This window comes from Nocardia sp. NPDC051929 (assembly GCF_044548645.1).
Taxonomy (GTDB): domain Bacteria; phylum Actinomycetota; class Actinomycetes; order Mycobacteriales; family Mycobacteriaceae; genus Nocardia; species Nocardia sichangensis.
Genome location: NZ_JBIUCG010000005.1, coordinates 170,909 through 194,396 on the forward strand (window position 1 = coordinate 170,909; position 23,488 = coordinate 194,396).

At 70.3% G+C, this 23,488-nt stretch carries 25 protein-coding genes and 1 pseudogene; 11 read left to right on the plus strand and 15 right to left on the minus strand.

Annotated features, from left to right (window positions below; genetic code table 11):
* Positions 1-173 precede the first annotated feature (173 nt).
* Positions 174-425, plus strand: a complete 252-nt coding sequence (locus ACIHAX_RS08290; RefSeq protein WP_397276524.1) for a hypothetical protein — start codon at positions 174-176, stop codon at positions 423-425.
* Positions 426-437: 12 nt separating this feature from the next.
* Here ACIHAX_RS08290 and ACIHAX_RS08295 read toward each other — a convergent pair whose 3' ends face one another.
* A complete protein-coding gene (locus ACIHAX_RS08295) occupies positions 438-1,076 on the minus strand; it encodes a TetR family transcriptional regulator (protein ID WP_364434978.1) in 639 nt (212 codons plus the stop codon).
* Between the two features lie 76 nt (positions 1,077-1,152).
* Between ACIHAX_RS08295 and ACIHAX_RS08300 the strand changes: the two are divergent.
* The 3 genes and pseudogenes from ACIHAX_RS08300 to ACIHAX_RS08310 all read left to right on the plus strand — a co-directional run bounded on the left by ACIHAX_RS08300 (position 1,153) and on the right by ACIHAX_RS08310 (position 3,242).
* A pseudogene (locus ACIHAX_RS08300) lies at positions 1,153-1,739 on the plus strand (SDR family NAD(P)-dependent oxidoreductase).
* Positions 1,736-2,239 carry a VOC family protein gene (locus ACIHAX_RS08305; RefSeq protein ID WP_397276526.1) on the plus strand — a complete coding sequence of 168 codons (504 nt, stop codon included), beginning with the start codon at positions 1,736-1,738 and terminating at the stop codon, positions 2,237-2,239. Before ACIHAX_RS08300 ends, ACIHAX_RS08305 begins: the two are co-directional and overlap by 4 nt.
* A 127-nt stretch (positions 2,240-2,366) precedes the next feature.
* Positions 2,367-3,242: a TIGR03619 family F420-dependent LLM class oxidoreductase gene (locus ACIHAX_RS08310; RefSeq protein WP_355078038.1), complete on the plus strand. Its 876-nt coding sequence runs from the start codon at positions 2,367-2,369 to the stop codon at positions 3,240-3,242.
* A 13-nt stretch (positions 3,243-3,255) separates the two neighbouring features.
* On the opposite strand, the gene ACIHAX_RS08315 is transcribed toward ACIHAX_RS08310, so the two are convergent.
* The 5 genes from ACIHAX_RS08315 to ACIHAX_RS08335 form a co-directional block, all read right to left on the minus strand.
* Positions 3,256-4,113, minus strand: a complete 858-nt coding sequence (locus ACIHAX_RS08315) for a fructosamine kinase family protein (protein WP_397276529.1) — start codon at positions 4,111-4,113, stop codon at positions 3,256-3,258.
* Positions 4,110-4,889, minus strand: coding sequence for a helix-turn-helix transcriptional regulator (locus ACIHAX_RS08320; RefSeq protein ID WP_355078040.1), 780 nt, complete (start codon positions 4,887-4,889; stop codon positions 4,110-4,112). Before ACIHAX_RS08320 ends, ACIHAX_RS08315 begins: the two co-directional genes overlap by 4 nt.
* A 155-nt stretch (positions 4,890-5,044) precedes the next feature.
* A complete protein-coding gene (locus ACIHAX_RS08325) occupies positions 5,045-5,668 on the minus strand; it encodes a hypothetical protein (protein WP_364434969.1) in 624 nt (207 codons plus the stop codon).
* A 92-nt stretch (positions 5,669-5,760) separates the two neighbouring features.
* A complete protein-coding gene (locus tag ACIHAX_RS08330) occupies positions 5,761-6,324 on the minus strand; it encodes a TetR/AcrR family transcriptional regulator (RefSeq protein WP_397276531.1) in 564 nt (187 codons plus the stop codon).
* Positions 6,321-7,262, minus strand: coding sequence for an esterase/lipase family protein (locus ACIHAX_RS08335; RefSeq protein ID WP_397276533.1), 942 nt, complete (start codon positions 7,260-7,262; stop codon positions 6,321-6,323). Before ACIHAX_RS08335 ends, ACIHAX_RS08330 begins: the two co-directional genes overlap by 4 nt.
* A 178-nt stretch (positions 7,263-7,440) precedes the next feature.
* On the opposite strand from ACIHAX_RS08335, the gene ACIHAX_RS08340 reads away from it, so the two are divergent.
* From ACIHAX_RS08340 to ACIHAX_RS08350, 3 genes are read left to right on the plus strand one after another with little or no spacing between them, the layout of a single operon-like run.
* Positions 7,441-7,821, plus strand: coding sequence for an inorganic diphosphatase (locus ACIHAX_RS08340; protein ID WP_364434960.1), 381 nt, complete (start codon positions 7,441-7,443; stop codon positions 7,819-7,821).
* A 49-nt stretch (positions 7,822-7,870) separates the two neighbouring features.
* Positions 7,871-7,987 carry an LPXTG cell wall anchor domain-containing protein gene (locus ACIHAX_RS08345; protein ID WP_355078045.1) on the plus strand — a complete coding sequence of 39 codons (117 nt, stop codon included), beginning with the start codon at positions 7,871-7,873 and terminating at the stop codon, positions 7,985-7,987.
* Positions 7,988-7,996: 9 nt separating this feature from the next.
* The gene (locus ACIHAX_RS08350) at positions 7,997-8,227 is read left to right on the plus strand and encodes a DUF6480 family protein (RefSeq protein WP_355078046.1); all 231 of its coding nucleotides are present in this window, start codon (positions 7,997-7,999) and stop codon (positions 8,225-8,227) included.
* 67 nt (positions 8,228-8,294) lie between these two features.
* Here the strand turns inward: ACIHAX_RS08350 and ACIHAX_RS08355 are convergent, their stop codons facing one another.
* From ACIHAX_RS08355 to ACIHAX_RS08370, 4 genes are all read right to left on the minus strand, one after another.
* Positions 8,295-9,134 carry an SDR family oxidoreductase gene (locus tag ACIHAX_RS08355; RefSeq protein ID WP_355078047.1) on the minus strand — a complete coding sequence of 280 codons (840 nt, stop codon included), beginning with the start codon at positions 9,132-9,134 and terminating at the stop codon, positions 8,295-8,297.
* Positions 9,135-9,172: 38 nt separating this feature from the next.
* Positions 9,173-9,733 carry a hemerythrin domain-containing protein gene (locus ACIHAX_RS08360; protein ID WP_355078048.1) on the minus strand — a complete coding sequence of 187 codons (561 nt, stop codon included), beginning with the start codon at positions 9,731-9,733 and terminating at the stop codon, positions 9,173-9,175.
* Between the two features lie 166 nt (positions 9,734-9,899).
* Positions 9,900-14,504: an HAD-IC family P-type ATPase gene (locus ACIHAX_RS08365; RefSeq protein WP_397276536.1), complete on the minus strand. Its 4,605-nt coding sequence runs from the start codon at positions 14,502-14,504 to the stop codon at positions 9,900-9,902.
* A gap of 92 nt (positions 14,505-14,596) precedes the next feature.
* Complete coding sequence (locus ACIHAX_RS08370) at positions 14,597-15,787, minus strand: alcohol dehydrogenase catalytic domain-containing protein (RefSeq protein WP_364434950.1); 1,191 nt, start codon at positions 15,785-15,787, stop codon at positions 14,597-14,599.
* A 170-nt stretch (positions 15,788-15,957) separates the two neighbouring features.
* On the opposite strand from ACIHAX_RS08370, the gene ACIHAX_RS08375 reads away from it, so the two are divergent.
* Together ACIHAX_RS08375 and ACIHAX_RS08380 are read left to right on the plus strand one after the other, a co-directional pair.
* Positions 15,958-17,433 (plus strand): ornithine decarboxylase, encoded by a 1,476-nt coding sequence (locus ACIHAX_RS08375; protein WP_364434947.1) that lies wholly within the window; start codon positions 15,958-15,960, stop codon positions 17,431-17,433.
* 12 nt (positions 17,434-17,445) lie between these two features.
* The gene (locus ACIHAX_RS08380; RefSeq protein ID WP_355078052.1) at positions 17,446-18,057 is read left to right on the plus strand and encodes an NAD(P)H-dependent oxidoreductase; all 612 of its coding nucleotides are present in this window, start codon (positions 17,446-17,448) and stop codon (positions 18,055-18,057) included.
* A gap of 142 nt (positions 18,058-18,199) precedes the next feature.
* Here the strand turns inward: ACIHAX_RS08380 and ACIHAX_RS08385 are convergent, their stop codons facing one another.
* Entirely contained in the window at positions 18,200-18,700 is a 501-nt protein-coding gene (locus ACIHAX_RS08385; protein ID WP_364434943.1) for a hemerythrin domain-containing protein, read from the minus strand.
* A gap of 135 nt (positions 18,701-18,835) precedes the next feature.
* On the opposite strand from ACIHAX_RS08385, the gene ACIHAX_RS08390 reads away from it, so the two are divergent.
* The gene (locus tag ACIHAX_RS08390) at positions 18,836-19,324 is read left to right on the plus strand and encodes a CinA family protein (protein ID WP_355080571.1); all 489 of its coding nucleotides are present in this window, start codon (positions 18,836-18,838) and stop codon (positions 19,322-19,324) included.
* A 7-nt stretch (positions 19,325-19,331) separates the two neighbouring features.
* On the opposite strand, the gene ACIHAX_RS08395 is transcribed toward ACIHAX_RS08390, so the two are convergent.
* From ACIHAX_RS08395 to ACIHAX_RS08410, 4 genes are all read right to left on the minus strand, one after another.
* Positions 19,332-19,541 carry a CDGSH iron-sulfur domain-containing protein gene (locus ACIHAX_RS08395; RefSeq protein WP_355080570.1) on the minus strand — a complete coding sequence of 70 codons (210 nt, stop codon included), beginning with the start codon at positions 19,539-19,541 and terminating at the stop codon, positions 19,332-19,334.
* The gene (locus ACIHAX_RS08400) at positions 19,519-20,172 is read right to left on the minus strand and encodes a HemK2/MTQ2 family protein methyltransferase (RefSeq protein ID WP_397276540.1); all 654 of its coding nucleotides are present in this window, start codon (positions 20,170-20,172) and stop codon (positions 19,519-19,521) included. Before ACIHAX_RS08400 ends, ACIHAX_RS08395 begins: the two co-directional genes overlap by 23 nt.
* Before the next feature lie 35 nt (positions 20,173-20,207).
* Positions 20,208-21,227 carry an iron-containing redox enzyme family protein gene (locus ACIHAX_RS08405; RefSeq protein WP_397276542.1) on the minus strand — a complete coding sequence of 340 codons (1,020 nt, stop codon included), beginning with the start codon at positions 21,225-21,227 and terminating at the stop codon, positions 20,208-20,210.
* Between the two features lie 113 nt (positions 21,228-21,340).
* Complete coding sequence (locus ACIHAX_RS08410; protein ID WP_355080564.1) at positions 21,341-21,676, minus strand: Lsr2 family protein; 336 nt, start codon at positions 21,674-21,676, stop codon at positions 21,341-21,343.
* Between the two features lie 654 nt (positions 21,677-22,330).
* On the opposite strand from ACIHAX_RS08410, the gene ACIHAX_RS08415 reads away from it, so the two are divergent.
* Positions 22,331-23,470, plus strand: coding sequence for an ABC transporter substrate-binding protein (locus tag ACIHAX_RS08415; RefSeq protein WP_355080562.1), 1,140 nt, complete (start codon positions 22,331-22,333; stop codon positions 23,468-23,470).
* The last annotated feature ends 18 nt before the right edge of the window (positions 23,471-23,488 follow it).

A 23,488-nucleotide genomic window follows, 5' to 3' on the forward strand; every position in this document is an offset into this window, starting at 1 on the left:
GGTCGACGAGTGCGGACGTGATCGCCAGGCGATAGCGGTCGAACGGTTCCGTTTCGGCGACCGAGGGGCTGAGGCTCGGTTAGCATCATGTTCTGCTCCGATCGGCCGAGGACCGCGGCACGGGGAGCGCTGGGCGACCGATACAGGAATCGAACGACAGATCGGCCTACCGAATGGAATACGACGCCGACCTCGCCCAGGCTCGGGTCTTCTTGGAGTTGCTGACCCGGCAGGCCCGGACGTTGGCGCGGGACATCGAATCCACTTACCGCCACGATCCCGCCGCGCGGCACGCGCTGTACAGCGAATTGTGCGTGGTGCGCCGCTATATCGACCGACTGCACCGACGGTTCCCCGATACCGCGGGGCCGCAAGTGCGTCGGCAGCTGGTCGTCACCCCGGGTACACGGCCGGTGCTGGGTTGAGGGGTGCCGTTGTCAGTGCCCCGGCGCGGTGGCCGTGCGCTCGGGGACGGGCACGGTGAGCATGGCGACGATCATGTCCACGATCTCCGCGGCGTCCCCGGGGTGGGCGGTGCGCACCCCTGCTTCCAGGGTGCGTTCGTAGTCGGCGATCAACGCGAACATGACGGTGGCCATGGTTTCCAGGCGTTGCCTGCGCAGCCGCCGCGGCAGAGCGGTCAGCGCGGCGTCGAGGCGGGTGGCGATGATGCGGACGGCGGCGCGGTCGGCGTCGGCGAGACGGTGCGCGTCCGCCACGACGGGATGGGTGCGTACCGCTTCCAGGAACCGGCCCAGATGGGTCACCCGGTCGTGGCCGAGCAGTTCGAGGATCGGGGTCGCGAGCATGGCGACGAGGGTGTGCACGTCGTTGGTGCGGCCGTCGGCCTCGTGGGCGGCCAGCAGCTGCATGCGCCGCTGTTCGAGCCAGTTCATCCGGCGCTCGACGATGGCCTCGATCAGTCCGGTGCGCGAATCGAAGTAGTAGTGCACGGCGGAGTTGTTGCGCTGGCCCGCGGCGGCGGCGATGTCGCGCAGCGGCACGTCGAGGCCGCGTTCGGCGATAAGGCGTTCTCCGGCGTCGAGCAAGGCGGTGCGCGATTCGTCGCTCGGCATGCACGCACTCTACTAAACACGAGTATTGACGATGTTAAACACAGATGATTAATTAAACGGCGTGGATAATGTGGCGGTGGTCACCGGTGCCGCGTCCGGCCTCGGCGCCGCGCTGTGCCGCCTGTTGGCCGCGCGGGGCGTCGCGGTGGTGGCCGCCGACATCGACGCCGCCGGGCTGGTCGGGCCGGCCGCCGATACCGCGATCCACACCCAGGTCGTCGACGTCTCCGACGACGACCAGATGCGCCGCTTGGTGCACGGCGCCGTGGCCGAGCTGGGGCTCCACTGATGCGCGCGCAGGGCTCCGGCCACATCGTCAACGTGGCGTCGCCGGCCGGATTGACACCGGTGGCGCCGTCGGCCGCGTACGCGATGACCGAGCACGCGGTGGTCGGGCTCAGCACCGCGCTGCGCGTGGAAGCGGCCGCCGCCGGTGTCCGCGTGAGCGTGGCCGTGCCCGGCGGGGTCGCGACCGACATCGTCGATTCCGGGATCGACCTGCCCGGGTACTCCTATCGCGAACCGTTGCGCCGGACGCCGATCGGGATGACCGGCTCCGAACGGGCCGCGCGGCACATCCTGCGTGGCATGCGGAAGAACCGGCCCTACATCGCACACCGGTGGTGTCCGGGTCTGCTGAGCCGTCTCGGAGGCCGCCGATGATCACAGGCGGCCCGATCTTCCAATTGTGCTGGGTGGTGGGTGATCTGGCTTCGGCTCGTGAGACGTTCACCACCCGATACGGAGTCGGTGAATGGTTCACCATTCCGGAGGTCCGCTTCGGGCCCGATGCGGCCGAATTGCGCGGGGCGCCGGCCGATTACACGATCGGTGTGGCGCTCGGTTATGCGGGTGGCCAGCAGTTGGAGCTGATCGAGCCGCGTGGCGGGGTGAGCCTGTACGCCGAGCATCTCGATCGGGTCGGCCCCGGACTGCATCACGCCGCGTGGGTGCCCGAGGACTACGACGCCGCGCTCGCCGAGGCCGCCGCGGCCGGTATCGAGATCACCGCGCGCGGCCGGTTCGATGGCGTCGGGATGGAGTTCGCCTATCTCGAGGGCGGGCCGATCGGCTCGCACATCGAACTGCTGCGGTTGTCACCGCAGATGCGAGCGCTGTTCGACCATTTGATTCCGGAAGGATTCACCAACCCATGGCAGTAGGCGGCGACCCACGGCAGTCCGCGATGCCGTCGCGGCGCCACGGTCGCGCCTGCGGCAGTTCCCCTCACGTCTCGGCAACCGCCCGGGACCCGCGCGGCGCGCTCGACGCGCCAGGAAGGCAGGCACCATGCGTTTCACCTACGCCGAGACGATGACCGACCCGTCGTATTACCTCGCTCTGGCCAAGGCCGCCGAGGAGGCGGGCTACACCTCCATGGCGGTCGCCGACAGCGTGGCGTACCCGAAGGAGTCCGACGCGAAATATCCCTACACCCCCGACGGGAACCGGGAGTTTCTCGAGGACAAGCCGTTCGTCGAGGCATTCGTGCTCAGCGCGGCGATGGCGGCGGTGACCACCACGCTGCGGTTCACGCCGTTCGTGCTGAAGCTGCCGATTCGCCCGCCCGTGCTGGTGGCCAAGCAGGCCGCGTCGGTGGCCGCGCTGAGCGGCAACCGGTTCGGGCTCGGTGTCGGCATCAGCCCGTGGCCGGACGATTTCGAGATCATGGGGGTGCCGTTCGACAAGCGCGGCGCGCGGATGGACGAATGCATCGACATCGTGCGCGGACTTTCGGCAGGCGGGTACTTCGAATACCACGGGCAGTTCTACGACATTCCGCCGATCAAGATCAGCCCGGTGCCGACCGAACCGGTACCGATCCTGATCGGCGGCCACAGCAGGCCCGCGTTGCGCCGGGCCGCGCAGCGCGGCGACGGGTGGATGCACGCCGGTGGCGACGGCGCCGAATTGGACCGGCTGCTGGGCGAATTGGACACGTTGCGCGCGGAGTACGGCACCCGCAAGGACTTCGAGGTGCACGTCATCTCGCTGGACGGTTTCACTGTCGACGGGATCAAACGTCTCGAGGACAAAGGGGTCACCGATGTGATCGTCGGCTTCCGGCTGCCCTACACCACCGAACAGGACACCGAGCCGCTGGAGACCAAGATCGCCAACCTGTCCCGCTTCGCGGAGAAGGTCATCGCCCGGGTCGACGGGTGACGCCGGGTGCGGGTCAGGACCCTAGCGCGGCGGCGGCCGCGGCGAGGGTCCGCGCTCGGTAGCCCGCGCCGAACAGCGCGACGTGCACCAGCAGCGGATGCAGCTGGTGCAGCGGCGTGCGGGTGCGCCATCCGTCGGCCGGCGGGTGGGTTTCGTGGTAGGCGGCGCGGATACGGTCCAGGTGTGGAGCGCCGAAGAGGGCGAGCATGGCCAGATCGGTCTCGCGGTGGCCCGCGTGCGCGGCGGGGTCGACGAGCATCGCCCGTTCCCGCGTCCACACGATGTTGCCCGACCAGAGATCGCCGTGGATGCGGACCGGTGGTTCGGCGGGGCCGGCCAGCTCATCGATGCGATCGATGACGCGTTCGATCAGGCGGGTGCCGTCGGCGCCGAGCGCCGCCGACGCCCGAGCGAGGTAGGGCGCGAGGCGCTGCTCGGCGTACCACCGCGACCACGGGCCGTCGGTCGGGGTGTTGGGCAGTGGCAGGCTCGCGATCCAGCCTTCCCACGGGGCCCCGAACTGCTCGGCGCGGGCGGCGTGCAACGCGGCCAGTTCACGGCCGAATCGCTCGGCGGCCGCTGGGGTGGGTCCGGTCTCCTCCAGCCAGGGCAGCACCAGGGTCCGGTCGTCGGCGGCCAGGACCTGCGGCAGCAAGGCCCCCGCCGGGTCGGGCGCGGTGGCGCGCAGCCAGGACAGGCCCGCAGCTTCGGCCGCGAAGACGGATGTCGGCTCGGCCGAAGCCTTCACGAAAACGGTTCTGCCGTCGGCTGTTTCGGCGCGGTGCAGCGTCCACGCGTGGCGGGCGCCGAGATCGGTGACGGCGCGGACGGGCGCGTCCAGCAGGGCCGACAGCTGGGCCGCGCGGCTCACCGGGCGCCCGCGGTGAGCCGTTTCATGGTGTCCTCGTCGGCGGGGAAGAACGACTCGATGGCCAGTTCGGCGACGGTGACGTTCATCGGGGTGCCGAACACCGTCGTGACGCTGAGGAAGGACAACTCGTTGCCGTCGTGCTCGATCCGCAGCGGCACCACCGCCTGGTCGGGTTCGGGCACGGTGAGCTCCACTTCGCCACCGGGGTAGGACCGCAGCTCCTCGAGCAGGTCGGCCAGGTCTCTGGCGCCGGTGACCTCTACTTGGCGCGTCAGACGGGCGAGGATGTGGCCACGCCATTCGGCGAGGTTGCGGATGCGGCCGGCCATACCGTCGGGGTGCAGGCTCAGCCGCAGCGCGTTCACCGGCGGTTTCGTCAGTGCCGGATCGATGTCCGCGATGAGCACGGCCACGCCGCTGTTGGCGTCGATCATCGTCCAGTTCTGGTCGATGGCCAGCGCGGGGTAGGGCTCGTGGCCCGCGAGGATCTGGCGCATGGCGCCGCGGACGGCGTTCATGGCCGGAGTGTCCAGACCGGGCTGCGCGTAGGCGGGCGCGTAGCCCGCGGCCAGCAGGACGCGGTTGCGTTCGCGCAACGGGATCTCCAGATGCTCCGACAGGTGCACGATCATGGTGCGGCTCGGGGTGGCGCGCCCGGTTTCGATGAAGCTCAGGTGCCGCGCCGAGGTGTCGGCCCGTCCGGCCAGCTCCAGCTGGCTGAGCCTGCGTTCCAGGCGCCAATGTCGCAGCAGGTCACCTGCCGTTGGGGTAGTCACGCCCCGATCCTACGAACGGCCGGCCGTCGCGGCCATTACCTCTCGGGTAAGGGCCGCCGATACCTGCGGCGTCCCGGCCGTTCCGGTCGCCGTGCCCGCGCGGGAACACGAATGTCCGGCCGGAAGCGTGTGCTCCGGCCGGAACTCGGGCGCTGTCAGGCCATTTCGGGGACGCGCAGATGCGCGAACGCCAGCTCGAACTCCCCGACCTCGAGCACGTTGGCGCCGACCCGCTGAGTCGCCGCGCTCCTGATCCGAGTGCTGTGCTCGCGGGTGGCGTCCATCGCCTCGCGAGTCGCCCACACCATCGCGCCCACCCCTCGGCCGCTGTCCCGGTCGACGAACAGGCTGGCGCTGCAGAATCCGTCGAGCGTCTCGATCTGCGGCAGCACTTCCATCCGGAATGTGTCGATCAGGCGCTCGACCTGCCCTGGGTCGACCTGCACCCAACTGCACCTGGCGCAGGCGGCGTCGCCGGCGGGATGGTCGCGGTGCATCGCCGCGATGTCCCATTCCTCGACGCGCTCCACCTCGCCGCCGAGTCGGCGGGCCAGGCCGTCGCGCAGTTGCTGGGCCCGTCCTCTGCTGGCATGCAATGCCTCCTGCGATTCCCACGAGGTCGTAGCGATGCAACGTCCCGTCGACCGGTTCACCAGCAACGACATGCCGACCCACCCCTGCAGCTCAGGCAGATTCGACATCACTTCATCGCGGAGGTATGCGATCCCGTCGTCCATCGATGACGGCTGGGCCGCGATTGTGCTGGAACGTGCGTACACGGGCCACCTCCCGAATGCTCATGGCGGCGCCCCGGTGGCGCCACCGGACATACTCACCTTCCTCCAGCCCACGCCCACACGCAATGCCTCGGCTACCGTTCGGCTATCCCGTTGCCGCGGTGTCCGGTGGCCAGGCGTACCAAGGCCGCACGCAGGTCCGGGCGGGTCCGCGAGGCGGTCAGCTCCGCGAGCGCGATATCGGCGATCGCGGCCACGATCAGCGTCGCGACCGGTTCCGGGTCCGCCCACCCGGCGGCGGCGAGATCGTCCGTGATGACCAGCGCGGCTTGCCGATTGCGCGCCGCGACCTGCTCACCGAGGCCCGCTTCGGAGCGCGCCTGGATCAGCAGCGCCTTCGTCGCCGGCTGGGCCAGGCAGCCGTCGAGGTAGGCGTGCATACCCGCGGTCAGCCGCTCGATACCCGGCGGCGTGCCGGAGACGGTGTCCAGCACCTGGGCGAACAAGTCCTCGTGGAAAGCGTGGTGCAGCGCTCGGATGTAGTCTCCGCGGCTGGACCAGTGCTGATAGAAGCTGCCTTTGGCCATGTTCGCCTGCGCGACGATCGCGTTCACCGACAGTTTGGCCAGATCCGCCTCCCCCAGCAGGGTGCGGCCCGCGTGCAGCAGTGCCTTGCGGCCGGGCTCGGCCGACCTCACGACCCGGCCACCGAGGTGAGCGGTCCGACGATCGGCGCGACCACCGGGCATTCCACCGACCGGGCGTGCTCGGGATCCAGCGCGTCGAGCACTTCGCGCACCGCGACCGGATCGGAGGTGAGCCCGTAGTGTTCGGAGTAGTCGGTGGCGCACAGGTCCTGCAGCACGATGTTGCGGGCGTTCGGCCCGTCGAGCATGCCGGTGGTGTAGGGCGTGGCGATCTCGTCGTAGCGGCTGACGATGCTGACGAACTGCACATCGGGCACCAGCCGGGCGTCCGCTTTCAACTCCCGCAGAAACGGCGAGTCCGGCGACATCTGGCAGGGGCCGCAGTCGGCGATGGCGTCCGCGGTGCCCGGCAGATCCCGCAGGGGCTTCGCCGCGGTGTCGGCGCCGCTGAGCGTCGACCCGTGATAAGGAGCGCCCAGCCCGATGTGGCGTGCGACCTTTCCGGCGCCGCCGAGGTGGTGGAAGTAGTAGAACGGCACCGCACCGCCCATCGAATGCCCCACGACATCGACCTTCGCCGCGCCGGTGGCGGCGAGGACGCGGTCGATGAACGCTCCGATCTGGCGGGCGCTCTCGGGGACCGGCGCCACCGCGCCCAGCGCCGGACCGAACGCACCGGTGCCGTAGGTGGTGGTGTACACGCAGTAACCGGCGGCCGCCAGCAACGGCGACAGGGTCTGCCAGCTCACCGTCTCGTTGCCCAGGCCGTGCAGCAACACTACGGGATTCGGATGTGCGGCACCCGGGTGGCAGCTCCAATCGTTGGCTCCCGGCGGGGGCGCCCCCGGCGCCGCCAGCTGCGCGGCCAACCCCGCCAGATAGCTGTAGGGAACGCTCGCGGGCTCCTGCGCCCCGGCGACGGGCGCGGCTCCCAGGAGGCACACCGCGGCGGTGGCCGTCGATGCGGCGAATCGAAGCAAGGTTCGCACCTGCTACTCCTTCACTGAACACGCTATGACCGACCGGTCGGTCATAGCGTACAGGTGTCGCGGCCGGGCGGGAAGGGCGAAGCGGAGCGCCCGATCGACCGGCCTGCCGCCGCCCGGTGTGATGCTCCGTCGTGGCTCGCGCGCCACGGCATGATCGATCTGCCGTAGCCTGGGGCGGGTGACCGATCCGGTGAAACTCGAGGACTCCGAATCGCTGCGGTTGGCGCGTCTATTCCTCGGCCGCACAGTGGATCTGGTCATCGACCGCCCGTACGGCAGCCACCATCCGCGATGCGGATTCCGCTATCTCGTCAACTACGGATACGTTCCGCTCACCCGCGCCCCCGACGGACAAGAACTCGACGGGTACTTCCTCGGACCGTCCGAACCTCTGGTCTTCGCCCGCGGACGCTGTGTGGGGATCATCCACCGGTTCTACGACGATGACGACAAGCTGCTCGTCGTCGCGGACGGCAGCCCCGCGCTCGACGACGCGGTGATCGCCGACGCCGTCGAGTTCCAGGAGACCGCCGGTCACTACGTGATCATCGGCAGGTGACCGGCAGCCCCTCTCGATTGGGCACGCCGATACCGGGTAGGCCCCTGCCATGGAACTGTTGGTGATTCTCGGACTCGCGGTGCTGGTCGGCGCGGTGATCCTGTATCGCAAGAGGTCCGGCAAACGGCCCGACGCACCCGAGGCACCCGGAAACGACGGCGAGTAGGGAGCGGCTATGAACGCGATGGACCCCGACCCCGCGAAAACTCCCGACCTGGAACCCGGCGGCGGGGTGTCGCCCGGCGCCACACCACCGGACACCCCGCAGACGTCCGGTCTGTCCGCGCCGGAGCCGAGCACCCGACACCACTTCCCGGTCACCGGCGTGCTGGCGATGCTCATCGGGGCGCTGGTGATCCTGCTGTTCGTCGCCGTCGCGGTCGGGCTCGTGGTGACGATGCTGTGACCCGCCGCCACCGGCGGTCGGCCGATCCGGGAGATCGGCCGACCGTGGGGCTATCGCGCGCCGAGGGTCACAGGATCGGCCTGCCGCCGGTGACGGCGATCCGAGCGCCCGAGACATAGCTGCCGTCGTCGGAGGCCAGCATGACATAGGTGGGCGCCAGTTCGGCCGGTTGACCGGCGCGGCCCAGCGGGGTGTCGTCCCCGAAGTGGGTGACCTTCTCCACCGGCATGGTGGACGGGATCAACGGAGTCCAGATCGGTCCCGGCGCAACGCTGTTGACCCGGATCCCGCGCTCACCCAGTAGCTGCGCGAGGCTGGCGGAGAAGTTCGCGATGGCGGCTTTGGTCGCCGCGTACGGAGCCAGGGTGGGCGAGGGCATGTCGGAATTCACCGAAGAGCTGCCGATGATCGACGACCCCGGCGGCATGTGCGGCAGCGCCGCCTTCACCAGGTAGAAGTAGGCGTTGATGTTCAGCTTGACGGTGTGCTCGAACTCCTCGTCGCTGATCTCTTCCAGGGTCTCGTGCGTCATCTGGAACGCCGCGTTGCTCACCAGGACGTCGATCTTGCCGAATTCCCGCACTGCCCGGTCGATGACGGCGCGGCAGTGGGCGGCTTCGGACAGGTCGCCGGGCACGAGCACGGCTTTGCGTCCGGCCTGCGTCACCAGATCGGCGACTTCCTTCGCGTCCTCGTCCTCGTCGAGGTAGGAGATCAATACGTCCGCGCCTTCACGCGCGTAGGCGATCGCCACCGCCCGCCCGATGCCGCTGTCGGCGCCGGTGACGACTGCGGCCTTGCCGGTCAGTTTGCCGGAACCGCGGTAGCTGTCCTCACCGCAATCCGGCACCGGAGTCATCTTGGCCTGGATACCGGGGACTTTCTGCTGCTGCTCGGGAAACCCCATGTCGGTCCTCCTTCTGGCGTTTCGGGGCTGTGGGTGGTTCAGCTGTCGTGCTGGCGGCGCCAGTCGCGCACCGCGTCGCGGGCCCGGTCGAACAGCGCCAGCGGCGGGCCCGCCGCCAGGTTCGCGAGCGCGGACTCCCCCGCGTGCGGGTGCGGCCGGGTGGGCGCCACGGCCTCGGCGGCCCGCAGCGATCCGGCCATCCGCTGGAGCTGGCTGCTGGAGAACTGGGCGCGCAGCAGAGCGAATTCCTCGGCCTCCTCGTGCGCGGCGTGCTCGTCCACCGCGTCGGCGAATTCGGCGAGCCGGGCATCGAATTCGGGATGGTCCACCCCGAGGTCGTAGAGGTCGGCCAGCGCGCGTTTGGCCGCGTTCTCCTCCTCCAGCCGCGGTTGCACGATGTCGGCGTCGGCGCCGAACCGGGCCCGTCCGGCGACCGGATGCACGACCTCCTCCTCGGCGCTCTCGTGCACGGCCAGCAACCGCACCAACTCGGTGAACAAGTCCTGTTTCCCGTCGTTACCCGACTTCAGTCGCGCCAGCAGCGTGCGGATCTCCTCGTGCTGGGCGGTGAGCAGGTCGACGACATCCTGGTCGGTCATCGCAACACTCGTTTCTGTTGTCGTGGAATGCGTTCGTGGGCTCAGGTTTTCGTGCCCTGGGCGACCGGCCGCCGGGTCGCCGCGCGGACCGGGGATCATGTGCCCGTGGCGAGGCCCGTCGCCCGGCGGGTACCCGGGCGGACGGACGCCAATCAGCGCGCCGCTGCTACTCCGATTCCGGTGGGGGCAGCAGCCGCGGAACCAGCACCGCGGCGACGGTGGCGGTCGTCGCGCAGGTGGTCGCGATCCCCCAGCCGACCGGATCCAGCGGGCGGCAACCGAAGTAGCCGCACAGTCCCGGTGTCATCACCACCGCGCCGAGCACCGCACCGCTGGCGGCCGTGGTGAGCCACACCAACGGGCTGCGGTAACCGGAGACCAGCGTCTGACCCAGCTGTGTGCCGATGAGCGCGACCAGGCCGATGGTGGCGGCGCGGCGCTGCGTGCCGGTCATCCGGCCGAGGGTCCAGGCGACCGAGGCGCTGGTGGCCGTGGCGACGCCGCGCACGCCGAGCGTGTGCAGCAGGTCGGGGCCCAGGCGCGCGGGCGGCAGTTCGGCCAGCCGCTCCGCCGCGCGCTGCGCTTGGGCCTGCGGGTCGTCGGTGTCGTCGGGATCGACCGCGTCCCGTTCCCGCGACAGCGCCAGCGCCATGGCGGGGAACATGTCGGTGAGCATGTTCACCAGCAGGAACTGCCGGGTGCCCAGCGGCGCCTGGCCGCTGACGGCGGTGCCGTACAGCGTGAAGGCGACCTCGCCCGCGTTGCCGCCGACCAGCACGCCGACGGCGTCGGTGACCCGCTGCCACATGCCGCGGCCTTCGACGAGGGCGTGCAGCAGCACCAGGGGGTCGGGATGGGTGAGCACCATGTCGGCGGCGTTGCGGGCGGCGACCGAACCCTGTGCGGCCAAACCGATTCCGACGTCGGCGGTGCGGATCGCGGCGGCGTCGTTGCTGCCGTCGCCGGTCATCCCGACCACGTGTCCCGCGCGGCGCAGCGCCGCCACGATGCGCACCTTGTGTTCCGGGCTGACGCGAGCGAACACCGTGCTCTGTTCGATCAGTTCCGCACGCGCGGTCTCGTCCAGACGGTCGAGATCCGCGCCGGTCACCACCTCCCCCGCCTCGATGCCGAGCTGGCGGGCCACCGCCGCCGCGGTCACCGGGTGGTCGCCGGTGATCATGCGGACGCTGATTCCGTTGCGCTGCAACGCGGTGACCAGCGGCACCGTCTGCGGGCGCGGGGCGTCGGCGAGGCCGATGAAGCCGAGCAGACTCAGTTCGGCGACCGCCGCCTCGACGTCGTCGGGTTCGGTCGGCAGGTCGCGCCGGGCCACCACCAGCACCCGCAAGCCCTGCTCGGCCAGATCGCGAACCACCTGTTCGGCGCGTTCACGCAGGCGGTCGTCGAAGGGATGGTCGGTCTCGTCGATCCGCACGCCGGTGCAGCGCGAGAGCACCACCTCGGGGGCGCCCTTCACGATCAGCCGCAGTTTGCGGGAGGTGTGGCCGAGGGTGGCGGCGTAGCCGCGGTTGGATTCGAACGGGATCTCCTCGATCGCGTCCCAGCGGCGGGGGTCGTCGCCGAGCGCCTCGGCCGCGGCCTCGACCACCGCGCGGTCGGTGGCGTGCACGATCGGGCCCTCGGCGGGATCGGGGCAGGCGCGGGTCGCGGCCCGCAGCAGGCGGTGCGCGTGCTCGCAGTCGGCGTCGGCGGGCCACTGCTCGTCGAGATCGGCGAGTGTGGTCAGGCGCAGCCGCCCCTCGGTGAGGGTGCCGGTCTTGTCGAAGCACAGGGTGTCCACCCGGCCCAGTGCCTCGACGGTGCGGCTGGCGCGCACCAGCACGCCGTGTCGCGACAGCCTGCGGGCGGCGGCGAGCTGAGCGACCGTGGCCACCAGCGGCAGTCCTTCGGGGACCGCGGCGACCGCGACCGCCACGCCGTCGGCGATCGCGGTGCGCAGCGGCCTGCCGCGCAGCATGCCCAGTCCGGTCACGATGCCGCCGCCGCTGAGCGTCAACGGCAGGGCCCGGTCGGTCAGGCGGCGCAATTGCGCCTGCACACCGGCCTTTTCCGGCGGGATGGCACCGGCGGCGGCGCGGCCGGCCTGGGTGTCGTGACCGACGGCCACGACGATCGCTCGCCCGGTGCCGTTGACCACGGTGCTGCCTTCGAAGACCATGCAGGCGCGCTCGGCCAGCGCCCGGCCCGGGGTCGCCGCGACCTGTTTCTCGACGGTGATCGATTCGCCGGTGAGGCCGGATTCGTCCATTTCCAGATCGTCCGCGCGCAGCAGCCGGGCATCGGCGGGGACCACTTCCCCGGCTCGCAGCACGATCACGTCGCCGAGTTCGAGGAGGTCGGCGGGCACCAGGTGCTCGCGCGGTTCGGCGGTGTCGAGGTCGGCGCGGTCGATCACGCGGGCGCTGAGCTGCTCGCCTTCGAACAGGCGGAACAGCGCGTTCTCCGCGCGCTGGCGCTGCCAGGCGGAGACCAGCGCGTTGACGCCGAGCACCGACGACAGCAGCACCGCGTCCGACGGCGCGCCGAGCACCGCGGTGGCGACCGCGCCGACGCCGAGGATCGGGGTGAGCGGATCGGCGAGTTCCCGGCGCAACTGACCGGCGAACGACGCCGCCGCCGCGATGACGCTCACGCCGGGGATGCGGGCGACCGCGCCGGGCCGGGCGCGCTCGGACACCGCGAGCGGCCGCGGCAACCGGCTCAGCACCTCTTGGGGTTCGAGGGCGTGCCAGGGCAGCAACGGTGCCAGCGTGGCCGGTGGGGCGGTGCGCGCCGAACGCCATCCGGTGTAGGCGCCGGTGAGCAGACCGGTGTAGTGGGCGGCGGTCATGGGCGACGAGCGGCCCGCGCTGTCCGGGGCGACCGCGAGCAGCAGACCGCCCAGCGCCGCGCCGGACAGGGCCAGTGATCGGCCGCGTTCGCTCACCTGACGGGCCGGAGCGACGGCGGCGAGGACGCGGTCGGCCTGTGCGAGGTCGCGGCAGACCGCGTCGGCGGTCCACGGCATCTGCAGCGCGTTGTCCTCCCGCACGGCCAGACCGATCGCGACGTCGGCGTGGGCCAGCGCCTTGTGCGCGCGGGGACTCAACACGGCGACGACGTGACCGTCCTGCTGCAGAGCGCGCACCAGCCCGCTCATCGACGTGGACGGGGAGACGAATTCGTCGGCCATGGACCGCAACTCGGCGGCGTCGGCGCTCGCGGCGAGCGTCACGCGCAGGCCCGCGCTGCGCGCCCGGCCCAGCAGCGCGTATGCCCGCCGGTCGAGTTCCCGGCCGACCAGGACCCGCCCGACCGGTGTTCCGTTGTCGTGGAGTTCGCGCCACACTGGGCGGCGCGTCACACCGTCGTCGGGTTTTCCGGTCGCGGGGTGCACCAGTCTGCGGTGGCCGCCGGCCGACAGGTAGCGGCCGGTGTGGTCGGGCTGCGCGTCGTCGCGGCTTTCGCCGGTCTCGTGCTCCCACAGCAGCCGCTGGCTCGCGCTCCATACCTCGGCGACCGACCATCTCGGGTCGCTCGCTTCGGCCTCGAGGACCAGACGCCGTGTGGTCAGCAGCGATTCTCCATCGATGACCAGCGCCGACAGTCGGTCCAGCCGCCGCCACACCCGCGGGTGCAGCGTCAGCACACCCGCGCGGCCCAGCATCGTGGAGACCAGCGCGCCGTAGGCCTCGCGGCTGGCCCGCGCCGCCTTGGGGGCTCCGAGTTCCAGTGCGTCGGCCGCGCCGAACAGGCCACGTCCGCCGAGGACGGAGGTGACCGCGCCCGCCAGCGCACCCGCGGCCGTTTCGTCGGCAACCCGTTCGATCGGGCCCTGCGGCATGTCGACCACACGGTCGGGCGGGGTCAGCGGGTCGCACACTTCCGCTGGGCGGCGGTCGATCTCGGCCTCCCAGTCCTGCCATTGCACGTAGCGGGTGAGCGATTCGGTCAGCGTGAAACCGCGGTGCACCGCGTCGATCACCAGATTCGCCGTGCCCGCCGCCGCACTGTTGCCCAGGGCGTTGCCGATCGCGTTCGCCGTGGTCAGCACCAGATCGGTCCGTGGACGGCCGAGCTGATCCTCGAGCCGTTTGCGGAGGCGGGGCTGGGTGTCGACGAAGGCGGCGGCGGCGCGCAACACACGGGCGGGTCCGCGCAACGGCAGCACGGCGCTCATGGCGGACAACCCGATCGCGCACACGTCGCCCGCGACCTGGATCCCGGCCGCCAGCAGCGGTTCCCGGTCCCCCGGGTGCTCGCAGCCGCGACTCCAGTCCAGATCGCCGACCGCGGTATCGGTCTCGACGGATTCGATGGCCGACACCAGGGCGGGCAGGTCGGCCGCACCGTGCTCGAGAGCGGCCACGACGCGGCCGGTCACCGCGTTCACTCGCCACCAACGCACATCGCGGCGGCGGTCCAGCGTCCGGTGCAGCGCCTCGGTGATGTCTCCGCTCCTGCCGGAGTCCAGGCCGCGCACCTCCACGGTGACCCGGTCCTCGTTGAGCGCCACCCGGCGCCGGGAGCGCAGCGCGTGCGGGTCGATCAGCGCGGCCAACTCGTCGCGCAACTCCTCGTTACTGCCCAGATTCAGCAGCGACACGCCTGCCCGTGCGCCCGCTGCCACCGCCTGCACCGGCGCCTGCGCCGCCTTCATTCCCACATCGACGGCCTTCTCCACGCTCGCGCGGGCCATCTCCGCCGCAACGGAGGTCGGCGCCTCGAGCCACCACGGTGAGACGACTCCGCGTAGTAAGAAGCTCATACACGGCAGCTACCCAGGCATGCGCAGAGCAAACCGTCCGCGGCCGCGGTGCGGGCACCGCGGCCGGGTCCGGTGCGGACCCGCTCCGCCGGTCAGTTCGCGGTCGGGTCGAGCACGATCTTCACCGCGCCGTCGGTCTTCTGCTGGAAGGTGGCGTAGGCCTGCGCCGCATCGGTCAGTGGGAGGCGGTGGGTGGCGAAGGTGTCCACGCCCAGCGGGTCGCCGTCGCGCAGCAGCGGCATGATGTCGTCGACCCACCGTTTGACGTTCGCCTGGCCCATCCGCAGCTGGATCTGCTTGTCGAACAACACCCGCATCGGCAGTGGGTCGAGCATGCCGCCGTAGACGCCGATCACCGAGATCGTGCCGCCGCGACGGACGATGTCGATGGCGGAGTGCAGTGCCGCGAGCCGGTCGACGCCCGCGGTGTCCATCACCTTCTGGGCCACGAAATCGGGCAGGAACGCCGCCGAGCGCTGGGCCATCGACGCGATCGGCGACCCGTGGGCTTCCATCCCCACCGCGTCGATCACCGAGTCGGTGCCCCGGCCGTCGGTCCAGCCGCGGATGATGTCGCCGAGCGGCTCGTCGACGGCGTCGAGGTCGATCACTTCCATGCCGCGCTCGGCCACCCGCGCCAGCCGCTCGGGTACCCGGTCGACACCGATGACGCGATAGCCGCGATGCGCGGCCACCCGGCAGGCCATGTCCCCGATCGGGCCCAGACCCAGCACGGTCACCGATCCGCCGTCGGGCACCCCGGCGTATTCCACGGCCTGCCACGCGGTGGGCAGCACGTCCGACAGGTACAGGAAGCGGTCGTCGGCCGGTCCGTCGGGCACGGTGATGTGGGTGGCGTCCGCGTGCGGCACCCGCAGATACTCGGCTTGGCCGCCGGGCACCTGCCCGTAGAGCTTCGAATAGCCGAACAAGGCGGCGCCGCAGCCGTATCGGCGGACCTGCGTCGTCTCGCACTGGGTGGGCAGCCCGGTGCGGCACATGTAACAGGCGCCGCAGCTGATCTGGAACGGGATGACCACGCGGTCACCGCGTTCCAGCCCGGTGACGGCCGAACCGGTCTCCACCACACGTCCCATGGGTTCGTGGCCGAGGACGTCGCCGTTGCTCATGTAGGCGCCGAGCACCTCGTACAGGTGTAGGTCGGATCCACAGATGCCGGTGGAACTGACCTCGATGATCGCGTCCGTCGGGGCCTCGATCCGAGGATCGGGCACCGTCTCCACGGCGATTTTGTGTCGCCCTTGCCAGGTCACTGCCTTCATCCGCGCGGCTCCTCGGTCGGGGTCGGTACTTTGTCCCCGGTCCTACCCGGACACCTGTGCCCGAAACGACCGCGCCGGGGTTTGCCGTGGGGCAACACCGCAGGCCACGGCTCGGTGCGCGGCGGGTACACCGGATGTGTGCCGCCGCGGATTCGGGGTAGGCGGTTGCCGTGGACCATTCACGAGCTCCCCTGCTGGAAGCCCTCGCCGACTATCACCGGCTGGGCCGGTACGGCTTCACGCCCCCTGGGCATCGGCAAGGACGCGGAACCGACGAACGCGTCCTGGACGTGATCGGCCGCGACGCCTTCGGCTCCGATGTCCTGGCCGTCGCCGGGCTCGACGACCGACTCTCGCGCGGTGGCTATCTGTCGCGCGCCGAAGCGCTCATGGCCGACGCGGTGCGCGCGGAATCGGCGTTCTTCTCCACCTGCGGCAGTTCGCTATCGGTGAAGGCGGCCATGATGACGGTGGCGGGCGGTCACGACGGCGGCCTGCTGGTGGCGCGCGACAGCCACAAATCCGTGGTCGCCGGGCTGATCTTCTCCGGTGTCCAGCCGCACTGGATCACCCCGCGCTGGGACGCCGAGCAGCATTTCGCCCACCCGCCCTCGCCGCGGCAGGTTGCCGAGGCGTGGGAGGAACACCCCGACGCCGCGGGCGCGTTGATCGTGAGCCCGAGTCCCTACGGCACCTGCGCGGACATCGCCGGCATCGCCGAGGTCTGTCACCAGCGCGGCAAGCCGCTCATCGTCGACGAGGCGTGGGGGGCGCATCTGCCGTTCCACGACGACCTGCCGACCTGGGCGATGGACGCCGGGGCGGACCTGTGTGTGGTCAGCGTGCACAAGATGGGCGCCGGTTTCGAGCAGGGCTCGGTCTTCCACGTCCAAGGCGATCTGGTCGACACGATCAGGCTCAGCGAATGCGCGGACCTGCTGATGACCACCAGCCCGAACGTGCTGGTCTACGCCGCGCTCGACGGCTGGCGCAGGCAGATGGTCGAGCGGGGGCAGGAACTGCTCGGTTCCGCGCTGCGCGTAGCCGAACAGGCCAGGCGCCGGCTCGCCGAGATCCCCGGCATCAAGGTGCTGGAAGACGAACTGCTCGGTGTCGAAGCCTCCCACGACCTCGACCGGTTGCAGGTCCTCATGGACGTGTCCGGTACCGGGGCCAGCGGTTATCAGGCCGCTGACTGGCTGCGCGAGCACCGCCGCATCGACATGGGATTGACCGATCACCGCCGGTTGCTCGCCACGCTGTCGCTCGCCGACGACAAGGACACCATCGATGTCCTGGTCGACGGCATCGCCGCGTGGCGCGACCAACTGAGCGATCCGCGGCCGCCACGCATCCGGTTGCCCTCGCCCGAGGACCTGCAACTGGACTCGGTGATGCTGCCGCGCGACGCGTTCTTCGGCCCGGTGGAGACCGTGGACGCGCGCGACGCCGTCGGCCGGATCGCCGGCGAACAGATCACGCCCTATCCGCCGGGCATTCCGGTGGTCATACCCGGCGAGCGCATCGACGCCGCCGTCGTCGACTACCTGCGCACCGGGCTCGACGCGGGCATGAACGTCCCCGACGCGGCCGACTCCCGGCTGCGCACGATCCGCGTCGTCGCCCGCGATCGAACCGAAACGTAGGAGGTTTCTTTCATGGCCGGACCGACCGCGCTCGCCCTGGTGTGCACGCTGAAGAAGTCCCCCGCCGAATCCAGCAGTGATGTCATCGCCCGGCAGGTCCTCGACGAGCTGGCCGAACACGACGTGCAGGGCACGGTGCTGCGGCTGGTGGACTACGACGTGCTACCCGGAGTGACCGCCGACGAAGGCCCCGGCGACCAGTGGCCGTCCATCCGCGAACGGATCGCGGCGGCCGACATCCTGCTGGTGGCCACCCCCACCTGGGTCGGGCACATGTCGTCGGTGGCGCAGCGGATGCTGGAGCGATTGGACGCCGAACTGTCCGAAACCGACGACGCGGGTCGTCCCGCCATGGTCGGCAAAGTGGCCACGGTCGCGGTCGTCGGCAACGAGGACGGCGCGCACAAGATCGTCGCCGACCTGTATCAAGGGCTCAACGACATCGGATTCACCATCCCGGCACAGGGGTGCACGTACTGGAACGATCAGGCCATGGGCGGCACCGACTATCAGGACCTCGACTCGGTGCCGAAGGCGGTGGCTTCGGCGACCGCGGCGCTGGCCAGGAACGCCGCGCACCTGGCCCGGGTGCTCGGCGCCCAGCAGTACCCTCCCGCTGAATGATTCCCACGCCCGTGGGGGGGGGGGGGGGGGGGGCCGCGGCGCCGGCCCGCCCCGGCCCCCCCCCCCCCCCCCCCCCCCCCCCCCCCCCCCCCCCCCCCCCCCCCCCCCCCCCCCCCCCCCCCCCCCCCCCCCCCCGACCGGATCAGGCCAGCACGGCGTCGACGGCCTTCTTCAAAGCCGACGGCTGCGCGGGCGAGGTCGGCGCCTTCTTCCTGAGCTCTTGCAGCCGCGCCCCGATCTCCTGGAGCTGCTTACGTCCCAGGCGTTCCCGCACCTTCGGGAACCACTCGTTCTCCTCCTCATCGATATGGTGGTCGACGTTCTCGATCAGCACGGTGGTCTTGGCGGTGAAGTGCTCGTCGTCGGGCTTCATCGTCGCCAGCTCGCTGACCAGCACGTCGGCGACGTGGTGCTCCTCGTAGGACTCCAAGATGTCGTCCTCGAGCTCGGGGACGAGCTTGCGCACCTCGGGATACATGCACTCGTTCTCGAGATAGGTGTGCACGGTGAGCGCCGCAATGATCTTGTTCACCACGTTCGCCTTGGTCCGGATGGCGTCGTCGCCTGCTTTCTCGAACTCCCGGAAGAGTTTTCGGATCGCCTTGTGGTCGTCACGAAGCAGCACGATCGCGTCGGTGGTCATCGTTTTCTCCTTGCGTCGGGGCCGGTTCTCTGCCGACATTCCCGGCGCCGCGCCCCCGAAACCGCGACGTCCGCCGCGCGGCCGGACCCTCGGCGGGTCGTATGGTGAGCCGCGGACAGCACAGGAAGGACGAAGATGCCCCACGCCGATGACTACGCACACGAGCTGGCCGAATTGGCGCAGCGCTCGGAAACCACCGTCGCGGTCGCCGAATCGCTCACCGCGGGCAGGCTGTGCGCCACGTTCGGCGCCGCGCCCGACTCTTCCACCTGGTTTCGCGGCGGCCTCGTCGCCTACAGCTCGGAGGTCAAGCGAACGGTTCTCGGGGTGCCCGACGTGCCGGTCGTGTCACGTCCCGCGGCCGAAGCGATGGCCACCGGTGTCCGGAGCCTGCTGAATGCCGTTGTCGCCGTTGCCGTCACGGGCGCGGGCGGTCCCGACCCGCAGGACGGACAGCCGCCGGGCTCGGTGTGGTTCGCGATCGCCACCGAGCACGACGTGCGCGCATGGCACCATCAGTTCGACGGGGAACCGGAGGACGTGCTCGAGCAGACCACCGCCTGCGCGGCCGAGGCGCTGCTCGACACCGTGCGCGACCTGCGCTCGGACCGTTCGCCGAAGTGACCCGCGGTCACGACGAACGGCGATGCTTACGGTGGCTGGTGTCGCAGAACGGGTAGTTCTTCGAGCGCTTACACAGGCACAAGGCCACCAGGAACCGGTCGGAGCGCACCGTCCGGCCGTCCGCGGTGACGAACTCGACCGGGCCCTCGATCAACGCGGGGCCGTCGGCGGTGAGCGTCACTCGCCGCCACTGCTCATTGCCGGATTCGGTCGGCACGGATCACCACCAGATCTTCCATACGCTGGCCGGGTCCGATCAGCCCGGCCGATTCCAGCCAGTCCGCGCGGCGGCGCAGCACCGGCCCGAACGGCACGGTCGCCCTGGCCACGACAGCGGCCTTCAATTCTCGCTCGCGTAGCTGGGCCAGCGTCGTATCCGGATCCGACAGCGCCGAATGCACGATCAACGCGACACCACGCGGTTTCAGCAGGGCGGGCAGCGCCACGCACAACTGGTCGAGGACCGCCCTGCCCCCGGAACCCGCGTTCCACGCGCGAGCGATGCCGCGCGTGTGGGCCCCCACGGGGGCCGGGACATACGGCGGGTTGGCCAGCACCAGGTCGAAACTGCGCCCCCCGAGGACCGCGGTGAAATCGCCGCGCAGCGCCTCGGCCTCGATACCGCGCATCCGGCAGTTCAGCCAGGCGGACACCACCGCGGCCCTGGACACGTCCACCGCCGTCACCTTCGAGGCTCCCGCGTACGCGGCGGCGACGGCCAAGGCGCCGGTGCCGGTACACACGTCCACCGCGTGCCCGCCGCTCGGAACACCCGCCTCGGACAGAGCGCGGACGAGCAGCCAGGTGTCCAGCTGCGGCGGATAGACACCGGGGGGTCGAATCAACATCACATTCGCCGGATAGCCCGCCCAGCGGTACTCAATCACCCCCCGCTGACCGTCCCGCTGCCGGTTTCCCGCAACGAGCTGCGGCCCGCGCGCCAGGCGTCGAGCACATGATCGGCGAATCGGTCCTCGAGCAGGTTCGTCACCTGGATACCGAATACCACCGACTCGGTCAGCTCGGGCTCCCGCCGGAGCAGATCGCCGATCACGCCGGTGCGCATGACCTGCTCGTGCACCGCGTCGGCTTCGACGTGCTCGCGGTAGAACAGCAGACACGCGGGGTCGGCGGCCAAACGTTCCAGCGCCTCCACCAGGCGCCGCGCGCCCGGCGGCGAGGTGATCTCCACCGTGGCGAAATGCCCCACCAGCGCGCCCCGCCACGACCGGTGCAGCCCGAACAGCGACATCATGTTCATCAGCGCGAGCATCGGCGCGGGCACCACATCCAGATAGTGCAGATAGTCCGGGTTGAGCCCGGCGCCTGCCAGCAGATCGGCATACAACTGCGCGTGCACGCGCTCGCCGCGCCCGCCTCCGAACTCGTCGAACTCGACCGCCACCAGCGACGCCTTGGCTTGGCCGCGCAGCCGGGGAATCACCCAGGCGTAGGGGTCGGCCTCTTTGTGGTGATAGATCGAACGGTGCACGAAGTATTCGCGCATCTGCCACCATTCGCTCTCGTCGCGCAGGAAACGGCTCAGCCCCTCCGGGTCGGCGGGCGTCACCAGCAACCGTTCCAGCTCCGCGTCGAGATCGTCGCCACCGGGCACGTCCTCGCGCAGCGCGCGCAGGAATCGCTGTTCCAGCGCGGCGCGCAGCCCAAGCAGACCCGGGTCCCATTCCCATCCCGCGTCGACGGCCGCGAAACCGTGATAGTGCAGTTCGTAGCAGGTGTGCAGCGCCAGATGCAGGTCTTCGCCGTACGGGTCCACCGAGCCCGGCACCGGCACCGGCACCGAACCACCTGATCGGCTGCCCAGCAGTTGCACCACCGCCTCCGACAGCTCGCCGCGCGGGCGGGGCAGGTCCTGCTTCGGAGCGCCTATCGTGACCGTCATACCGATCGTTTACCCCCGTCGAGCGCTGTTATCGCGGCGCGGCGCGGTAAGAATGCCGTGGCCGTCCCCGCAGACGCGAGGACGGCCACGAACCGAGACGAACTGTCCCGGAGCTACCCGTTCGCCTTCTTGTACGCCTCGACCACCTCGGCGGAGATACGTCCACGCGCCGAGACGTCGATGCCGTTCTTGCGCGCCCACTCCCGGATCACCGTGGCTTGTTCCCGGTCGTTCGCCGACCGCATGACACCGCCGCGGCCGCGCCGCGCACGGCCGACCTTGCGGGCATACGGAACCCATTGTTCGAAGAATCCGCGTAACTGACCGGCATTCTCCGTCGACAAGTCCATCTCGTAGGCCACGCCGTCCACGGCGAAAGACACGGTTTCCTCGGCCTGAGACTTGCCGTCGTAGTCATCGACCAGTGTCACGACGACCTTGCGTGCCATACAGATAATCCCTTCACGGTTACCGAGCGCGTGCAGTCGAAAAAACAATCGTAGCCAGTAAATAACAGATCGGTTCCGCCCCCGGAACACCGGGGTCCCCCTCGCGGCGCAGGACGGTTCGCGGCGCACAGCTATTGCGGCAACCGTCGAGCCTCCACATATTGCCCGCGCACCCGGCGCAGTGGCAAACCGCCCTGCCAGGACGAGCGCGACCGGACAAAGACACGGTGGCGGGCTATCGGTGACCGATGTGCGCAATCGACATTCGCACGCTGCATTTCCTTTTTCGAGCGGCAACGCCATCGGCCGAAGCGGCTCCGGCCAGCCGAACAATCCACGCGATCCCGCCGTCGGCGACGGTGCCGGGCAAGACGACACTGGTCGGTCGCGTCGGTGAACCGGACCTCCGAAGCGGGACAACGCGCGAGATCGATGGCATCCCACCCGAATTGCGAACACCACCGCCTGCGCTTCCCCGCGCCGCCGCTGCGACGACAAGGCAGCCGAATTCGATCGCGCTGACGCGAAATATGTCTCCGCGAAGGTGTTGCTGCCAACCTGAGAGCCTCCGGCGCTTCGGCTGATCGGTGCGCCCTGCCCGCCGGAATCTCGGGCGCGGTGAACCGTCGGCCAGCAGGGAAAGGCATCGAGCACATGGCAGACAACGACGATCAGCACGCCCCGGAGCAGGGCGGCGAGCCGGACGACGCGCTCACCGCGCCCGCGGACCCGCCCGCCCAGGTAGATCCGGAGGACGAGGATCTAGCAGCACCGGCGGAACCGGACACTCCCGCACTGTCGCGGCGCAAGCTGTTCGCGGGCGCGGGCATCGCCGCGGCGGTGGTCGCGGGCGGCGGCCTGGCCGCGTGGCTCACCACACGCCGCACTCCCGGCGCCGGAGGGGTGAACCGCGCCCTGAAGATCGGCTACGGCGGCGGCGTCTGCGAGGCGCCGCTGTACGTGGCGCATCACGAGAAGATCTTCGAGAAGCACGGATTGAACGTGCAGATCGTCAAAACCGGCGGCGACGAGATCAAGGACGCGGTGGGCGCGGGCAAACTCGACGCGGCGCCGGGCATCTTCTTCTCCTGGCTCAAACCGATCGAACAGGGCATCGACGCCAAACTCGCCGCCGGGCTGCACGAGGGCTGCCTGCGCATCGTGGTGCCACCCGACAGCCCGATCAAGTCCGTCGCCGAGCTGCGGGGCAAGCCGATCGGCGTCGGCGCGATCGGCGATTCGGCGATGTCGTTCTTCTCGTTGGACCTGCTCGACGCGGGCATCAACCCGAGCGAGGACATCGACTGGCGGGTCTTCGCCGCCGACCAGCTGACCGACGCGCTGGTGCGCGGGGACATCGCCGCGATCGCGGCCAGCGACCCCAACGGGCTGCTGCCCACACTGAAGGGCAAGGCTCGCGAACTGACCAACAACTCCCAGGGCACCAACCGGCAGCTCTACTGCTGCGCGACCGCCATCAACGGGCGGCTGCTGCGCGAGGACCCGGACGTGGCGCGGGCGCTGGTGACCGCGTGGGCCGAGGGCAGCCGATGGGCGGGCGCGAACATCCCGCAGACCGCGGCCATCGAAGTCGACAACAAGTACGTCGCGGCGGACCAACCGACCATCGAAGCGATCCTGAAGACCTACGGGTACAACCCGTCGGCGGCGCGACTCGAGAGCGAGATCACTTCCGGCATCGCCAAATTCGCCAAGACCGGCTACCTGGACCGCAAGACCGATCCGAACGCGCTGGCCGGCAAGGTCTACGCGGATCTCGGGCTGAACTGGTGACGCCGCGATGACGACAAC

What these genes read in the sequence shown, in the direction of transcription:
- ACIHAX_RS08370 (WP_364434950.1), bottom strand. Translation starts at nt 15,787, where the DNA reads ATGAAGGCAGTGACCTGGCAAGGGCGACACAAAATCGCCGTGGAGACG.
- ACIHAX_RS08290 (WP_397276524.1), top strand. Translation starts at nt 174, where the DNA reads ATGGAATACGACGCCGACCTCGCCCAGGCTCGGGTCTTCTTGGAGTTG.
- ACIHAX_RS08305 (WP_397276526.1), top strand. Translation starts at nt 1,736, where the DNA reads ATGATCACAGGCGGCCCGATCTTCCAATTGTGCTGGGTGGTGGGTGAT.
- ACIHAX_RS08400 (WP_397276540.1), bottom strand. Translation starts at nt 20,172, where the DNA reads ATGTTGATTCGACCCCCCGGTGTCTATCCGCCGCAGCTGGACACCTGG.
- ACIHAX_RS08365 (WP_397276536.1), bottom strand. Translation starts at nt 14,504, where the DNA reads ATGAGCTTCTTACTACGCGGAGTCGTCTCACCGTGGTGGCTCGAGGCG.
- ACIHAX_RS08350 (WP_355078046.1), top strand. Translation starts at nt 7,997, where the DNA reads ATGAACGCGATGGACCCCGACCCCGCGAAAACTCCCGACCTGGAACCC.
- ACIHAX_RS08295 (WP_364434978.1), bottom strand. Translation starts at nt 1,076, where the DNA reads ATGCCGAGCGACGAATCGCGCACCGCCTTGCTCGACGCCGGAGAACGC.
- ACIHAX_RS08385 (WP_364434943.1), bottom strand. Translation starts at nt 18,700, where the DNA reads ATGACCACCGACGCGATCGTGCTGCTTCGTGACGACCACAAGGCGATC.
- ACIHAX_RS08355 (WP_355078047.1), bottom strand. Translation starts at nt 9,134, where the DNA reads ATGGGGTTTCCCGAGCAGCAGCAGAAAGTCCCCGGTATCCAGGCCAAG.
- ACIHAX_RS08310 (WP_355078038.1), top strand. Translation starts at nt 2,367, where the DNA reads ATGCGTTTCACCTACGCCGAGACGATGACCGACCCGTCGTATTACCTC.
- ACIHAX_RS08405 (WP_397276542.1), bottom strand. Translation starts at nt 21,227, where the DNA reads ATGACGGTCACGATAGGCGCTCCGAAGCAGGACCTGCCCCGCCCGCGC.
- ACIHAX_RS08360 (WP_355078048.1), bottom strand. Translation starts at nt 9,733, where the DNA reads ATGACCGACCAGGATGTCGTCGACCTGCTCACCGCCCAGCACGAGGAG.
- ACIHAX_RS08345 (WP_355078045.1), top strand. Translation starts at nt 7,871, where the DNA reads ATGGAACTGTTGGTGATTCTCGGACTCGCGGTGCTGGTCGGCGCGGTG.
- ACIHAX_RS08415 (WP_355080562.1), top strand. Translation starts at nt 22,331, where the DNA reads ATGGCAGACAACGACGATCAGCACGCCCCGGAGCAGGGCGGCGAGCCG.
- ACIHAX_RS08410 (WP_355080564.1), bottom strand. Translation starts at nt 21,676, where the DNA reads ATGGCACGCAAGGTCGTCGTGACACTGGTCGATGACTACGACGGCAAG.
- ACIHAX_RS08380 (WP_355078052.1), top strand. Translation starts at nt 17,446, where the DNA reads ATGGCCGGACCGACCGCGCTCGCCCTGGTGTGCACGCTGAAGAAGTCC.
- ACIHAX_RS08390 (WP_355080571.1), top strand. Translation starts at nt 18,836, where the DNA reads ATGCCCCACGCCGATGACTACGCACACGAGCTGGCCGAATTGGCGCAG.